Consider the following 16,618-nt stretch of genomic DNA (forward strand, 5'->3'; position numbering starts at 1 on the left):
ATGAAAAAATATATATACCTCTTAGTCGTTTCTTTCTCTATTTTCTCTTGTAGTGACGAATTTTTAGAAAAGAATCCATTAGATGAAATTTCAGAACCTGAGTTTTGGAAAACACCAGCAGATTTAAAATTATATGCCAACTCATTTTATCAAAATTTACCTGGATGGGGAGCTGTGAGTCTTGGTTTTTCTCAATTACCCGATTCAGATTCCGATTTGCTCATTGGAACTGCTCCTTCTAGCAGATTGTTGGGAAATACTAACGTCCCAACTGCTAAAAGCAATTCCGTATGGAATTGGGCAAATGTTCGAAAAGCAAATTATTTTATAGACAATGTATCTAAAGCTACTGGTGACCCAGTCGAAATTGCACAGTACACTGGCGAAGGCTACTTCTTTAGAGCATTTTATTATTATTCATTATTACAAAACTATGGTAATTTGCCTATTATTGATAAATATCTAAAACACACGGATGTTGATTATTTATACAAAGGCAGAGACCCACGTAATAAAGTAGTGGACTTTATGCTTGCTGACCTTGATATCGCCATTTCTAAATTAAAAACCAAAGCCCAACTTTTAACAAATCCAAGAATAAATAAAGAAGCAGCCTTATTATTAAAAGCGCATATAGCATTATACGAAGGGACATGGGAAAAATACCACAGTGGTACTGCGTTTGGTGTAGCTGGTTCTACAGGTACCGATTACCTTCAAAAAGCAGCCGATGCAGCTAAAGCCATCATAGATGGAGGCGCTTTTACTTTGCATAGCAATTATGGCAGTTTGTTCAATCAAATTACATTAAATGGTAATACCGAGGTGATATTATGGAGACAGTACGATTTTGTAACTTTTGGAACCAATTATGGTAATTCAGCTCAGATTTGGCCTAATAGAAGTTCGTACACTCGCTTTGCAATACGAAATTTCCTTTGCAAGGACGGATTACCTATTGCTGTAAGTCCACTTTATCAAGGAGATCAATCCCTTTCAGTACTAGAAACCAATAGAGACCCTCGATTGGCAGCTATTGTGATGGTTCCTGGCGATGTACGTTCAGTAGCTGTCAATGGAACTACTACCTTATTTACAACCCCTATCCTCACCACTAATAATGCTGCAGTAGGAGGTTATGAATCACAAAAGTATCGTATTCCTAATTTTGACCCTGCTACAAATGCGGCTACAAGAAATACGGCTAAAATTATTATGAGATATGCCGAAGCCTTGTTAATCTATGCTGAAGCAAAAGCCGAATTAGGTACTATTACACAAAATGACCTTAACATTTCAATTAATAAATTAAGACAAAGAGCGGGTATGCCAAACCTCAATATGACAGCCATTGTAACTGACCCAAATTGGCCGGATTATGGTTATCCTGTAACTCCACTTCTTCAAGAAATACGAAGAGAAAGAGCTGTTGAGTTAATTGCTGAAGGATTTAGATTTGACGATTTAATGCGTTGGAGAGCTCACAAACTTTTTGTAGTACAAAGACCTAGAGGGGCTTATTATCAAACAGGTTGGGCTGCTAATCAAAGAATAGATTCCGAACGCTATTTAGACCCATTTCAAGTATCTGTAGCCGCTGGTTATGCATTTAAACCGGATAGAGATTATTTACAAGCACTTCCAATTGACGAATTAACTCTTAACCCAAATTTATTACCACAAAATCCAGGATGGGTTAACTAATTTTAAAATGAAGCTGTCCAAGAAGGTATAATAATCGTATTTTGACAACAACTAAAACCAATCATTTATTGATACAGTTTTGTTTAAAGTCTTCAAGACTAGTCAAAAATTGAATATTATTTTTGGACAGCTTCCTTTGTTTGAATTCTTAAATAACACTCATTAGCCTGTGGTGATACTATTAGGTTAATAAATAAAGACTAATTAATATTGAGTAAACACTTCAAGTTGTTAAAAAATATACTTTTAAAAAATTTCTAGTATTTAAATCCAAAATTTATGACAAAAGCCCAAAGCAATTTACCTTCTAAGAACAATCTAGTTCCTATTATTATCATAGCGAGCTTGTTTTTCATCTTTGGTTTTGTCACCTGGATAAATGGTGCTCTTATCCCATTTATGAAAACCATCAACGAATTAACTGATGCTCAATCCTACTTAGTAGCCTCGGCATCCTATATTTCATTTGTTGTGATGGCACTCCCTGCTTCATATATTTTAACTAAAATTGGTTATAAAAAAGGAATGTCTTTGGGATTAATAATAATGGCAATAGGTGCCTTAATTTTTATTCCTGCCGCCGAAGCAAGAACCTATTGGATCTTTTTGACAGGGATTTTTATTCAAGGTCTAGGAATGACCATTTTACAAACGGCTGCCAATCCTTATATTACCATTTTAGGCCCTATAGAAAGTGGTGCCAAGCGTATTGCCATTATGGGAATTGCCAATAAAGTGGCTGGCGCTTTGGGTTCGTTAATTTTTGGTGCCTTACTATTATCTGGTATAGACAAAGTAAAACAGCAACTAGAAAGCGTTTCTGTTGAAGAAAAAGGAATCCTTTTGGATACTATGGCTGACAGTGTTTTTGTACCTTACTTAGTCATGGCCGTAGTACTACTGGTGTTAGGTTTGTTAATTAGAAATGCTCCGTTGCCTCATGTTGAAGTTAATAATGAAACAACATCCGAAAAAGACAGCAGCTCAAAAAAAACTATATTTCATTTCCCTCATTTATGGTTAGGTGTCCTGACACTCTTTGTGTATGTAGGTGCCGAAGTAATTGCTGGGGATACCATCATCGCTTACGGAATCTCATTAGGTTTTCCCGCTGCCGATGCGAAGTTCTTTACTACATTGACCTTATTGGCAATGGTATTTACGTACGGGCTTGGCGTTGTACTAATCCCTAAATTTTTGAACCAAAAAACCGCCCTGATCATAAGTGCTGTATTGGGTATTGTATTCAGCATTTGCATATTAACAACTACAGGCTTTACCTCTATTCTATTTGTTGCTGCCTTAGGAATATCAAATGCATTGGTTTGGCCAGCAGTATGGCCTTTAACGTTGGAAGGCTTAGGTTCATTTACAAAAACGGGCTCAGCGCTATTGATTATGGCAATTTCCGGCGGCGCCATTATCCCTCCTTTTTATGGAAAAATTGTGGATGCCACTAAACACGAACTTATCACCAGCGGACTTAGTGAAATGGATGCTTTAGCCAAAGCATCAACCAGTAGTTATTGGATACTTATTCCTTGCTATAGTATCATCTTATTATTTGCCTTATGGGGTCACAAGTATAAGAGTTGGTCACGAAATTAAAATTAAAAATAAGAAATAAATAAAACACCATGTTAAAGAGCAGTATAGACAAAGCAACAAGTTTTGAAAAAAGATTTGAGAATGTAGGAACAATCGTTTTTGAAAATGCTACTGTAGCCTCAAAAGCAGTTGCCCAAGAAATAGCTGATTTAATACGAGTAAAACAAGCCCAAAAACAACCTTGCATTTTGGGATTAGCTACTGGCTCGTCTCCTAAAGGACTTTATGCTGAATTAGTACGTCTTCATAAAGAAGAAGGGTTGAGTTTTCACAATGTAATTTCATTCAATTTAGATGAATATTACCCTATGGAACCCAATTCTATAAATAGTTATGTGCGTTTTATGAAGGAGCGATTGTTTAATCACATAGACATATTACCTGAAAACTGCCATATTCCTGACGGAACGTTATCCAAAGCAGCCATTGCACAGTATTGTAGTCAATACGAAACCAAAATAGAAGCACTAGGTGGAATCGACTTGCAAATTCTAGGTATCGGAGGAAATGGCCACATTGGTTTTAACGAATCGGGTTCACTACAAAACTCTAAAACACGTTTAGTAGCCCTAGATCACATCACCAGAGTAGCTGCTAGTGGCGATTTTTCAGGACTAAATAACACGCCCCGTACAGCCATCACATTGGGAGTTAAAAAAATAATGGAAGCCAAAAGAGTTATTCTTATGGCTTGGGGTGAAGGAAAGTCCAATATTATCAAAGCCTCTGTAGAAGATACAGTGACGAATCTCGTTCCTGCTTCCTATTTACAAGAACACAACAATGCAACATTTGTTCTAGATCAGGCTGCTGCTTCAAAACTTACTCGTATTAACAAACCTTGGCTGGTTGAAAAAATTGTATGGACTGATAAGTTGATTCGAAAAGCCGTATTATCATTAGCCTTACACTTAAAAAAACCTATTTTGATGCTCACCGATGCGGATTATATCGAAAACGGAATGAGTGATTTATTGGCTGATTCTGGACCTGCTTACGATATTAATATTAAAATATTCAACAAATTACAAAATACCATTACAGGTTGGCCAGGGGGTAAACCCAATGCCGATGACACCAATCGTCCAGAACGCAAAGAACCAGCCAAAAAAAGAGTACTTATTTTTAGTCCGCACCCTGACGATGATATCATTAGTATGGGAGGAACATTCAAACGACTACACGAACAGGGGCATGAAGTTCATATAGGGTATCAAACCTCTGGAAATATTGCTGTTGCCGATGACGAAGCGTTGCGTTTTGCTAGTTTTGTAGTGGATTATAATGAGAAGTTTGGTATTAAAAACACGGAAACAGAAGCCATTTATAAAAAGACCGAAACGTTCCTAAAAAACAAAAAGAATAGCGATATCGACATTCCCGAAGTACGCTATATCAAAGGCTTAATCCGTAAAGGTGAAGCACGAGCGACCTGTCATTATATTGGGATTCCAGATGCGCAAATCCATTTTATGAATCTTCCTTTTTACGAAACAGGAACTATTGAAAAGAAACCTTTAGGGGAAGAAGATATTCAGTTAACCATGGACTTAATCGAAAAAATAAAACCTCATCAAATTTATGCTGCGGGTGATCTCGCTGACCCACATGGTACTCACAAAGTATGTCTCGATGCTATTTTTGCAGCCGTTAAAAACCTGAAACCAAAAAAATTCATGAACGATTGTTGGGTTTGGTTGTACAGAGGAGCTTGGCAAGAATGGGGTATCGATGAAATTGAGATGGCTGTACCTATGGGACCGGATCAAGTATTAGAAAAACGAAAAGGAATTTTTAAACACCAATCTCAAAAAGACGGTGTGGTGTTTCAAGGGAGTGACAGTAGAGAGTTTTGGCAACGTGCGGAAGACCGAAACAAGGAAACTGCTGAAATTTATGACCAATTAGGTTTGTCTCATTATGCGGCTATGGAAGCCTTTGTGAGATGGATGTATTAATATTCCATCCAAATAAAAACCAAAAAATCCCGTCAACAATTTGATTTGACGGGATTTTTTTGGTTATAAAATACCATCTCACTGATCACTCATTTGCTGGTCAATTGCAGACAAATATATCTTTCAATCCAAATAATGAACAATTTAGAAGTTCCTATTTCATTTTTAGGAAAAAAGCTTCTTTAAGATAAAAAAATGTAAAAGCAAAAAAAACTGCATTACCTACTATTTTTAGATAGTAAATAAGGCAGTTTTCCTATTTAACTTAATTCTTATTATTTCCAGAAAAAGGCGTAAGCTACAGCCAATAAAGTTAAGATGATAAAGGAACCAATATTAAACAATTGATTTGTTTTAAAGAATTCTTTACTTAATGGAATTCCTTTCGCATCATTTTCACCTTTGTTTTGCATTAAACTCAACACCACAATAACTAACATTGTCAATAAAGTAGTATATCCCATTTGGTCCATCCATGGTAATACAGGGAACATGTCGCCTTCAATCCATCCTTTAGGTCCAATTTTAAAGAATAAAGCAATTGGAATTGATGCCAAAGCACCCCAAATAGCCGCCTTATTCGTAGTTTTTTTCCAAAACAACCCTAATAAAAACACCCCTAAAATACCTGGACTCACAATTCCTGTATATTCTTGTATAAATTGAAATGCTTGATCAATACCTCCTAAAAGTGGTGCCATAATTACCGCAATAAGTAGAGCAGCACCTCCTGAAATTCGACCTACATTCACCGTAGTTTTATCGTCAGCCTGAGGATTAATGTATTGTTTGTAGATATCCATTGTAAAGATAGTTGAAGTTGAATTCAACATCGAGGCCAATGATGATACAATCGCAGCAGCAAGAGCCGCAAAAGCCAATCCTTTTAATCCAGCCGGTAAGAAATGCAATAACCATGGATAAGCTCTATCAGCAGTACCTATTCCTGGTAAATTCTCTTTTGCAACATCTCCTAATCTAGTCATAATCTCAATATCATTTACCATTACATAAGCGGCAATCCCAGGAATAACAACAATAAATGGTATTAATAATTTTAAAAAGGCAGCTAACAAAATTCCTTTTTGAGCTTCAGGCAATGATTTAGCAGCCAACGTTCTTTGAATAATGTATTGGTTGAACCCCCAGTAGTAAATATTGGCCACCCAAAGTCCACCTACTAAAACCCCAATTCCAGGTAAATTCATATATTCTGGATTTGATTTATCCAAAATCATCACAAATCGTTCTGGGGCTGCATTATAGACTGTTTTCATTCCTTCCCACATTCCTGCTCCATCTGAAACAGTGTTTAACGCCAAATACGTTGTAATTAAACCTCCTAATACCAAGAATATAACCTGAATAACGTCTGTCCATGCTACCGCTGATAATCCTCCATATAAAGAATATGCCGCTGAAAACAAAGCCAATCCAATGATAGCATACATCATATCAATCCCTAAAATGGTTTCGATAGCCAAACCTCCTAAATACAATACGGTGGTTAAATTCACAAAAACATACAATGCAATCCAAAAGACAGCCAAAATAGTTTTTAAATTGGTTGAGAAACGTTTTTCAACAAATTCTGGAATGGTGTAAATTCCTTTTTCAATAAAAATAGGCAAGAAATACTTTCCTACGATAATCAACGTAAATGCTGCCATCCACTCATACGAAGCAATAGCCAAACCTAAGGCAAAACCAGAACCCGACATCCCGATAAATTGTTCCGCTGAAATGTTAGCCGCAATCAATGATGAACCAATCGCCCACCATGGCAATGATTTACTTGCTAAAAAGTAATCTTCGGCATTTTTTTGCTCGCCCTCTTTGTCTCGAGAAACCCACAATCCAACCCCTAAGATTAATACTGCATAAGCAGCAAAGACTGCATAGTCTATAAAACCAAATCCTGTCTCCATAGTTTTTTGTTTAATTAATAGTTTTTTTAGTTTTAATATATTTAGTTCAAAGTTTAAATACGATTTTGTATCGATAACAGTAAAAGCAAGCCTTCATTTCATTTTGACAAAAAAACGAATAACACAAAAAAACACGCTTTTAAATATAGATTTGCAATGATACAAAAAACACAATTGAATATTTATCAAAAAACATCCCTTTCCACCGCTTTACTGTTAAAAGACCTATTATATAACGTTATAGTTAATAAATATTTTAAAACAAGAATTGACAACGGCAGATTCACTACGAAAATTCTTTCGTGTTTTTTGTAACCAAAAAGTATTATTGCTTGCTTCTAATTTTGGTTTCCCATTTCCAAGCACTATCCATAGCTTCATCTAGTGTTGATTTGGTTTTCCAACCCAACACATGATTGGCTTTATCTGTACTGGCGTAAGCTGCTGTAACATCACCTTCACGTCGTTCTACAATTTTATAGGGAAATGGCTTACCACTTACTTTTTCAAAACTCTTAATTACTTCCAAAACAGAGCTACCTACTCCTGTCCCAAGGTTAAAAATTTCTACTTTTTCTATGTTCTTTTTGTCTAATAAACGCTGCAAAGCTACCACGTGGGCTTTGGCCAAATCAACCACATGGATATAATCGCGAATACAGGTTCCATCAGGAGTAGGATAATTGTCGCCATATACCATTAACTCTTTGCGTAACCCCATTCCTGTTTGAGTAATAAAAGGAACTAAATTTTGAGGAACTCCTATTGGCAACTCCCCTATCTCAGCCGATGGATGCGCACCAATTGGATTAAAATAACGCAATAAAACGGCGTTAATACCACTTACTTTGGCTACATCTGTAATAATTTCTTCCCCTATCTGTTTGGTATTTCCATAAGGAGACATGGCTGGTTTGATGGCTGCATTTTCATCAATAGGCAACTGATCTGCTTGACCATATACCGTACAAGAAGAGCTAAAAATAAAGTTGGCTTCTTTTTTCTTCTCTAATTCTTGCAACAAATACACGAGTGAGGCAATATTATTTTCATAATATAATAAGGGATTGGTTACACTCTCCCCTACAGCCTTTGATGCTGCAAAATGAATAACCCCCTCAACATCAGTATATTTTTCAAAAAAGCGCTGTACAGAAGCTTTTTCTCTTAAATCCATTTTTTCAAAAAGAGGTGTTTTCCCCGTGATGGCTACAATTCCTTTTAATACTTCTTCAGAAGAATTAGAAAGATTATCAATAATTACTACTTCATACCCTTCATTTTGTAATTCAACTACAGTATGAGAACCTATAAAACCTAAACCTCCTGTTACTACTATTTTCATATCTAATTTTTTTAAAATGTGTGTATTGTTTTGTCAATGAATTCTATATGCATCCTATGCCAACAAACTTACCACATATTTACTTTGTTTTATAATGAATATCAGATAAATCTCTTAACATTTTGGCACTTTTTTCAGCCGTTATGTCTCTCTGAGATTCTCCCATCATTTCATAACCTACCATGAATTTTTTCACAGATGCTGAACGCAATAATGGTGGATAAAAATGCATGTGAAATTGCCATTCTGGATGGTCTTTTCCGTCAGTTGGTGCTTGATGGATTCCAGAAGAATACGGGAAAGATGTTTCAAAAAGATTGTCATATTTAGCCGTTAATTGTTTCAAAATCACAGCAAAGGCAGCTACTTCATCAGCCGTAAAATCAGTTATTTTAGTAATATGACGTTTGCTGATAATCATAGTTTCAAAAGGCCAAACAGCCCAAAAAGGAACTAATGCCGCAAAATGTTCGTTTTCGACCACAATACGTTCTTCTAACAACAATTCTTTTTCTAAATAATCCACTAACAAATTGGTTCCATATTTTTCATAATAGGCCTTTAAATTGTTATGTGTTTTCTCCACTTGTGTTGGCAATGAAGACTGTGCCCAAATTTGACCATGAGGATGCGGATTACTACATCCCATCACACTTCCTTTGTTTTCAAAAATCTGAACATGATTGATGTAATCAATAGCTCCTAATTCGGTATATTCTTTTTGCCACGTTTTGATAACGTCTTCGATGGTATCCAAATCCATTTCAGGCAGTGTCAAATTGTGTTTTGGTGAAAAACAAACTACCCTCGATATACCACGTTCTGGTCTTGCTTTGAAAAAAGTGTCACTTCCGTTGTCCTCAAAATCAATTTCTTCTTGTTTCAAAGCCGCAAAATCATTTTCAAAAACAAAAGCCCCTTCATATTTATCATTCGAAACACCATTCGCTCTTACATTCCCTGGACATAAGTAACATTCAGGATCATATTCTGGTCGGTCATCAACGGCAATTGATTCTTTTTGACCTTGCCAAGGCCTTTTAGCTCTGTGAGGAGAGACTAATACCCATTCGTTAATTAATGGATTATATCTTCTATGTGGATCTTCGTTAATATCAAATTTTCTCATTTTCATTTAGTTTTTATAAAGTGATGTACCATTCGATACTTTTACATCATGTATTTTTAAATCAATCCCAAATTTGTCAGCATACAGTTTAGCAAACTTTGTTTTTACTGCTTCTTCACTGCCTTTTTTAACCAAAGTGATGGTACAGCCTCCAAAACCTCCTCCCATCAGTCTTGACCCTATAACATTCTCCTCCGCTTTTGCCAATTCAACCAAATAATCTAATTCAGCACAACTTACTTCGTAATCCTTAGACAAACCATCATGAGTATCAAACATCAATCCGCCTAGTGTAAGAATATCACCTTTATCCAATGCTTCACACGCTTGTATAACTCTTTGGATTTCTTTTACAACATACAAACTTCTTCTATAAACATTGTCCGTCATTTTAGCCTGTAAACTAGTAACATGCTGTTCCTTACAATCTCTAAAACTGGTAATTTCCGGATAGTTAGCCTTAATAATTTCAAGTCCTTCACCACATTCGATACGACGCGTATTGTATTCTGAAGTGAATAACGAGTGCTTCACATTGCTATCAAACAAAATCAAAGAATAATCTACAAAATTTGCTTCGTGATAGGTATAATCTAAGGTTTTACAATCAATTTTTACTACTTTGTTTTCTACGCCCATAACACTAGAAAACTGATCCATAATCCCGCAATTGATTCCTACCCAATGTTCAGCACTTTGCCCCATTAAAGCGATGTCAATAGGCTTAATTCCCAATTGAAACAACTCATTGATTCCGAACAAGAAACCACATTCCAAAGCCGCAGAAGACGACAATCCAGAACCCGTGGGGATGTTGCTACTAAAAACACAATTGAATCCTTCGATTTCATATCCTTTTAACTGCAACTGATGCAAAACACCGCGTAAGTAGTTTGTCCAAACGCAATCGCTTAATTCTTGTTTTTCGGTTACATCAATTTCAAATTTTTCATCCAAATCAATAGCGTGAATTTTAGCAACTTTTGAATTATTTCTTTTGAAAGCAAAACAAATAATCTTATCAATTGCTGCTGGTAACACGTACCCGTCATTATAATCGATATGTTCTCCAATTATATTAATTCTCCCTGGTGATAAGACAACTTTATCCGCAGGACTGTTAAACGTTTTTTGATAAAACGAAGTAGTGTCGTTAATTAAAATCTCATTCATTATAGTGCTATTTGAAATTATTTGAAAAATTATTTTTGGTTACAGTCAAAAACTAAAGCTCTTGAAATTTATAGATTGTTTTTTGTTTGTAGGTTTCAAAAGGCTTTAAGATAGCGTTAGGAAACTGTGATTGATTAGGCGCATCAGGAAAATTTTGCGTTTCAAAACAGATGCCGCTTTGCGAATGATAGGCAACACCCGCTTTATTTACCAATTCCGTTGCCGTTTTCCCACCCACATAAATATGTACACTTGGCTGATCAGTTTTTACTTCCATCTTTAGGTGATTGGTATTGCTTTTTAAAGCAGCCACCACAGCCTCATTATTATCAATCACAAAACTATTGTCGATAGTAGCGGGACATAATTTGGCGGTTCTATAATCAAATGGAGTGTTGGCTACTGGTACAATTGCGCCTGTAGGAACACCTTCATTTGTGATTTCGACCATTTTCTCAGAAGGAATTTGCAATTCTTGTGTCAAAACCGACCCTTCGTGTCCGTCCAAATTAAAATAACTATGATGGGTCAAATTAATAACGGTATCTTCAGTAGTGGTCGCTCTGTATTCTAATACTAGTTCGTTCTCTTCAGTAAGGGTGTAGGTAAGTTCAACTCTTAATTCTCCAGGATAATTTTCTTCCCCATCTGGACTCACATAAGTCAGCGTCACTGAAGGATTCTCCCCCGATTTCACGATTTTAATCGTCCAAATTTTTCGACTAAAATTTTGAATCCCTCCGTGTAACGAATGGTTAAAATTATTGGTACTCAACGGAATCTTTTTTCCATTCAATTCAAAAATACTATTCTTGATACGTCCTGCATAACGGCCTACTGTGGAACCAAAATACGGAGAACCTTCTAATTCAAAAGATTTTATATAAGAAGCTAAATCTTCAAAACCTAAAACTACATCTACCAGTTTATTATTTTTTAACGGAATTTGAAGCGAAGTTAATGTAGCCCCAAAAGTAATTATTGTGGCTTTAGCTCCGTTTTTATTAGTTAATTCACAAGCTTCTACCATTTGGCCATCTGGCGTTAAACCAAATGATTTGATGACAAAATTAGGAGTAAAATGCGATATCTGTTTAATTTCCATTTTATTTTTATTAAATACGAAAAAACAAATTTAAGACAAGAACTTAGTTTTACACACCAGTACCTACCAGTTTTTTAATTATCTTGCAAAAAAAATTGTCATGAAACTTATAGCGATTGAAACCAATTCAGGAGTTCCAAAATACAAACAAATCATAACTTCTATTGAAAGAACTATTGAAAACGGCATCCTAAAAAAAGACGAAAAACTACCCTCAATTAACAAAGTATGTATGGAATTTTCACTTTCCAGAGACACCGTTTTACTTGCGTACGACGAACTAAAAAAGCGGGGAATTATCTATGCTATCTTAGGAAAAGGCTATTACGTGAAGAGTACCCAAATTGCCATTCAGCAAAAAATATTTTTATTATTTGATGAGTTGAATATTTTCAAAGAAGATTTATACAATTCCATTCTTCACAACATAGGTAAAAATGCTCAGGTTGACATCTTTTTCCATCATTTTAACAGCACTGTTTTTGAAAAACTAATCAATGATGCTTACGGAAATTACACCAAATACATCATTATGCCTACCAGTTTACCCAATGCCGGCGACTTTATAAAAACCCTACCAGTTAACGAGGTCTATATCCTGGACCAAACCAATGAGCAATTAAAAAACTACCCTGCGGTGTATCAAAATTTTACCAAAGACATATACGAAGGCCTCTTAAAAGGGATAACACGGTTAAAAAAATACAACAAGCTCATTATGATATTCCCTGGTTTTAGAGAACCCTTAGGAATGAAGATTGGTTTTGAAAAATTTTGCACCGACCAACAATTTGATTTTGAAATTATGACTGAATTCAAAAAACAAGAGTTAAAAAAGGGGGATGTGTATGTCATCCCAAATGATAGAGATTTGGTTCAAGTTATCGAAAAATCCAAAACACAAGGTTTTCAAATAGGAAAAGATTTTGGCGTGATCTCCTATAACGAAACGCCTTTGAAAAAAATTGTTGCAAACGGAATAACGACCATATCCACCAATTTTGAAGCGATGGGTAAAATTATGGCACAAATGATTTTAAAAGGAAAAAAAGAACAAATTGAAAATAAGTCATCCATCATTTTTAGAAACTCATTGTAACGTGCCATTTCAAACAATTTCCATCGGTTCAAAAAAAGTTTTGTTATTCAAATTTCCAACTAGTCTTTTCCCAAATAAAATCTTTAAAGAACTATCATTTCCTTCCCTTTTTACCTTAACTACACAGGTATTCTTACAAACAGATAACCCTGTTATATCTCCTTACTTTAGAAACCAACCATTCAACGGTAGATAACCGTTTTTAATCGAAAAAAAAGCATTTAGACCCAAAAAAAAATCTGAATTCGTTAAATTTGTTATATACCAACTAATTAATTATAAACTCTTTAACCCCTTTAAAGAGATGAACTTCAAACATCATTATAACTTTTGATGTAGACAAAAACACCTTGATAATAAAAATTATTTTACTTCAGAAAGCATAACAATTCGCATTGCTTTACTGTCCTTATCGAATATTTTAATAAGTATTACTATGAAACAAAAGTACTTTTTAATATTCTTATTGTTTTTTAATTACTTAATTAGCTATAGTCAAGTCAATGGAGATTATCGTACTAAATCTCCTGTAAATGCAGACTGGACTGCAATTACTTCTTGGGAATTTTATGATGGTACAGCATGGACAGACGCTTTAACTTACCCGGGGCAAAATCCGGGCACAAATACTGTCACTATTCTAACTGGCGATGTTATTACGATTTCAACGAATCTATCTACGATTTCTATGGGTACTGTTATTGTGAAGGGAACCTTAAATCTAAGCCCTGCTTCATTACCAAACACCATTACATTAGACACTTCAACTTTAGATATTGACGGAGGGGCACTTCATTTCAACTTAACTAAAGTGAGATTAAATTTACCCTCTTCAGCAATTATTACATTAGAAAATGGGGGGAATTTTACAGGAACATGCAATAATAACACCGAAATATATATTGGTACTAATCGGTATGCTGCTTGTGTAGGTGGTGGTTCAAATGTATATACTTTTGGGGAAGTCGTAGCTGCTGGTGGTAATGTAAATGCCCAAATTTCAACTCCAGCAACTAATCCAGTCACGGCTTCTATATGTTCTGTTTTTAACTTAGCAGGAGGCTATTCTGGCACGGAAACAAATGTAACTTACAAATGGAATATTAGGTATCCTGATAATACGACCGCCACCATTGCTTCGGGAAGCCTTACAAACAGTTCTCAAACGACCTCAACCTCATTTACTCCTACACAAACTGGCGAACACTTAATCTCTTTGGAAGTTACCACCGGTGCCTTAGCTACCAATATTGAAACCAGAACTATTAATATTGGCACAGACACTGTAAACCCAACTATTAGTTGCCCTAGCAATATTTCTCAAAATGTAGCTTCAGGAACTTGTTCTGCTAGCGTTACAACTCCAAATCCCATTACAGCGGATAATTGTGGAGTTACTCAATTAACTTGGACGCTTTCTGGAGCTACTACAGGCAGTTCACCTATAACAGGCATCAATAATTTAGGTACATCGAGCTTTAATTTAGGCACCACCACTGTAACCTACCGAGTAGAAGATGCTGCTGGGAATTTTGCGACCTGTTCTTATACTGTTACTATTACCGATAATATCGCGCCTACTATCAGTTGCCCTACTAACATTTCTCAAAATGTAACCCCTGGTACTTGTACCGCTAGTGTTGCCACTCCTAACCCAACTACCGCTGATAATTGTGCGGTAACCAAATTGACCTGGACGCTGACTGGTGCTACTACAGGCACTTCGCCAACTTCTGGTATCAATACTTTAGGAACAACTAGCTTCAATTTAGGCACCACCACTGTAACCTACCGAGTAGAAGATGCAGCTGGGAATTTTGCGACTTGTTCTTATACTGTTACTATTACCGATAATATTGCGCCTACTATTAGTTGCCCTAGCACTATTTCTCAAAATGTAGATACGGGCAGTTGTACCAAAACTGTTGCCACAACCAATCCTACTACCGCTGATAATTGTGCGGTAACCAAATTGACTTGGACGCTAACTGGTGCTACAACAGGCACTTCACCAACCACTGGAATTAATAATCTTGGTACTCGAACTTTTAATTTAGGTACAACCACAGTTACTTATCGAGTAGAAGATGCTGCTGGAAATTTTACCACCTGTGCCTATACAGTCAATGTAACCGACAACATCAGTCCTACTATCAACACAATTACTAATGTTACAACTACTGTGGCCGCAGGAAGCTGTACCAAATCAGTTGTCACAACCAGCCCTACCACAGCTGACAACTGTGCGGTAACTCAACTAACTTGGGTCATGACAGGAGCAACCGTTGCTAGCTCACCTGCAACTGGCATCAACAATCTTGGAACCAGAACTTTTAACTTAGGAACAACCACTGTAACTTATACAGTTTCAGATGCCGCTGGAAATACCGCTTCGTCCTTTTACACTGTAACTGTAAATGACAATATAAACCCCACTATTAGTTGTCCTAGCACTATTTCTCAAAATGTAGATATTGGCAGTTGTACCAAAACTGTTGCCACAACCAATCCTACTACCGCCGATAATTGTGCGGTAACCAAATTGACCTGGACGTTGACTGGTACTACTACAGGCACTTCGCCAACTTCTGGTATTAATACTTTAGGAACAACTAGCTTCAATTTAGGCACCACCACTGTAACCTACCGAGTAGAAGATGCTGCTGGGAATTTTGCGACCTGTTCCTATACTGTTACAATTACCGATAATATCGCGCCTACTATCAGTTGTCCTTCTAACCTTTCTCAAAATGTAAGTGCTGGTACTTGTATCGCTAGTGTTGCCACTCCTAATCCAACTACAGCGGATAACTGTGGAGTAACTAAATTAACTTGGACGCTAACTGGTGCTACAACAGGCACTTCTCCAACCACTGGAATTAATAATCTTGGTACTCGAACTTTTAATTTAGGTACAACCACCGTTACTTATCGAGTAGAAGATGCTGCTGGAAATTTTACCACCTGTGCTTATACAGTCAATGTAACCGACAACATCAGTCCTACTATCAACACAATTACTAATATTACAACTACTGTGGCCGCAGGAAGCTGTACCAAATCAGTAGTCACAACCAGCCCTACCACAGCTGACAACTGTGCGGTAACTCAACTAACTTGGGTCATGACAGGAGCAACCGTTGCTAGCTCACCTGCAACTGGCATCAACAATCTTGGAACCAGAACTTTTAACTTAGGAACAACCACTGTAACTTATACAGTTTCAGATGCCGCTGGAAATACCGCTTCGTCCTTTTACACTGTAACTGTAAATGACAATATAAACCCCACTATTAGTTGTCCTAGCACTATTTCTCAAAATGTAGATATTGGCAGTTGTACCAAAACTGTTGCCACAACCAATCCTACTACCGCCGATAATTGTGCGGTAACCAAATTGACCTGGACGTTGACTGGTACTACTACAGGCACTTCGCCAACTTCTGGTATCAATACTTTAGGAACAACTAGCTTCAATTTAGGCACCACCACTGTAACCTACCGAGTAGAAGATGCTGCTGGGAATTTTGCGACCTGTTCTTATACTGTTACTATTACCGATAATATCG

The 16,618-nt window shown here is 36.4% G+C and carries 10 protein-coding genes; 5 read left to right on the plus strand and 5 right to left on the minus strand.

Annotated elements, in window-relative coordinates:
- From K5R64_RS15235 to nagB, 3 genes are all read left to right on the plus strand, one after another.
- Positions 1-1,704 (plus strand): RagB/SusD family nutrient uptake outer membrane protein, encoded by a 1,704-nt coding sequence (locus K5R64_RS15235; protein ID WP_220764652.1) that lies wholly within the window; start codon positions 1-3, stop codon positions 1,702-1,704.
- Positions 1,705-1,983: 279 nt separating this feature from the next.
- Positions 1,984-3,312 carry a sugar MFS transporter gene (locus K5R64_RS15240; RefSeq protein ID WP_220764653.1) on the plus strand — a complete coding sequence of 443 codons (1,329 nt, stop codon included), beginning with the start codon at positions 1,984-1,986 and terminating at the stop codon, positions 3,310-3,312.
- A gap of 29 nt (positions 3,313-3,341) precedes the next feature.
- Positions 3,342-5,270, plus strand: a complete 1,929-nt coding sequence (nagB, locus tag K5R64_RS15245) for a glucosamine-6-phosphate deaminase (protein WP_220764654.1) — start codon at positions 3,342-3,344, stop codon at positions 5,268-5,270.
- A 275-nt stretch (positions 5,271-5,545) separates the two neighbouring features.
- Here nagB and K5R64_RS15250 read toward each other — a convergent pair whose 3' ends face one another.
- The 5 genes from K5R64_RS15250 to K5R64_RS15270 form a co-directional block, all read right to left on the minus strand.
- A complete protein-coding gene (locus K5R64_RS15250; RefSeq protein ID WP_220764655.1) occupies positions 5,546-7,198 on the minus strand; it encodes a sodium/sugar symporter in 1,653 nt (550 codons plus the stop codon).
- 325 nt (positions 7,199-7,523) lie between these two features.
- Positions 7,524-8,543 (minus strand): UDP-glucose 4-epimerase GalE, encoded by a 1,020-nt coding sequence (gene galE / locus K5R64_RS15255; protein WP_220764656.1) that lies wholly within the window; start codon positions 8,541-8,543, stop codon positions 7,524-7,526.
- A gap of 79 nt (positions 8,544-8,622) precedes the next feature.
- Positions 8,623-9,672, minus strand: a complete 1,050-nt coding sequence (locus tag K5R64_RS15260) for a UDP-glucose--hexose-1-phosphate uridylyltransferase (protein ID WP_220764658.1) — start codon at positions 9,670-9,672, stop codon at positions 8,623-8,625.
- 6 nt (positions 9,673-9,678) lie between these two features.
- Positions 9,679-10,845, minus strand: coding sequence for a galactokinase (gene galK, locus K5R64_RS15265; protein ID WP_220764660.1), 1,167 nt, complete (start codon positions 10,843-10,845; stop codon positions 9,679-9,681).
- A gap of 52 nt (positions 10,846-10,897) precedes the next feature.
- Entirely contained in the window at positions 10,898-11,950 is a 1,053-nt protein-coding gene (locus K5R64_RS15270) for an aldose epimerase family protein (RefSeq protein ID WP_220764662.1), read from the minus strand.
- 100 nt (positions 11,951-12,050) lie between these two features.
- Here K5R64_RS15270 and K5R64_RS15275 point away from each other — a divergent pair, with 100 nt between their 5' ends.
- Both K5R64_RS15275 and K5R64_RS15280 read left to right on the plus strand, forming a co-directional pair.
- On the plus strand, positions 12,051-13,049 hold the full coding sequence (locus K5R64_RS15275) for a GntR family transcriptional regulator (RefSeq protein WP_220764664.1): 999 nt from the start codon (positions 12,051-12,053) through the stop codon (positions 13,047-13,049).
- Positions 13,050-13,485: 436 nt separating this feature from the next.
- The coding region (locus tag K5R64_RS15280) for an HYR domain-containing protein (protein ID WP_220764666.1) at positions 13,486-16,618 on the plus strand (3,133 nt) is incomplete at its 3' end.

Source organism: Flavobacterium sp. UMI-01, from assembly GCF_019656315.1.
Classification (GTDB): domain Bacteria; phylum Bacteroidota; class Bacteroidia; order Flavobacteriales; family Flavobacteriaceae; genus Flavobacterium.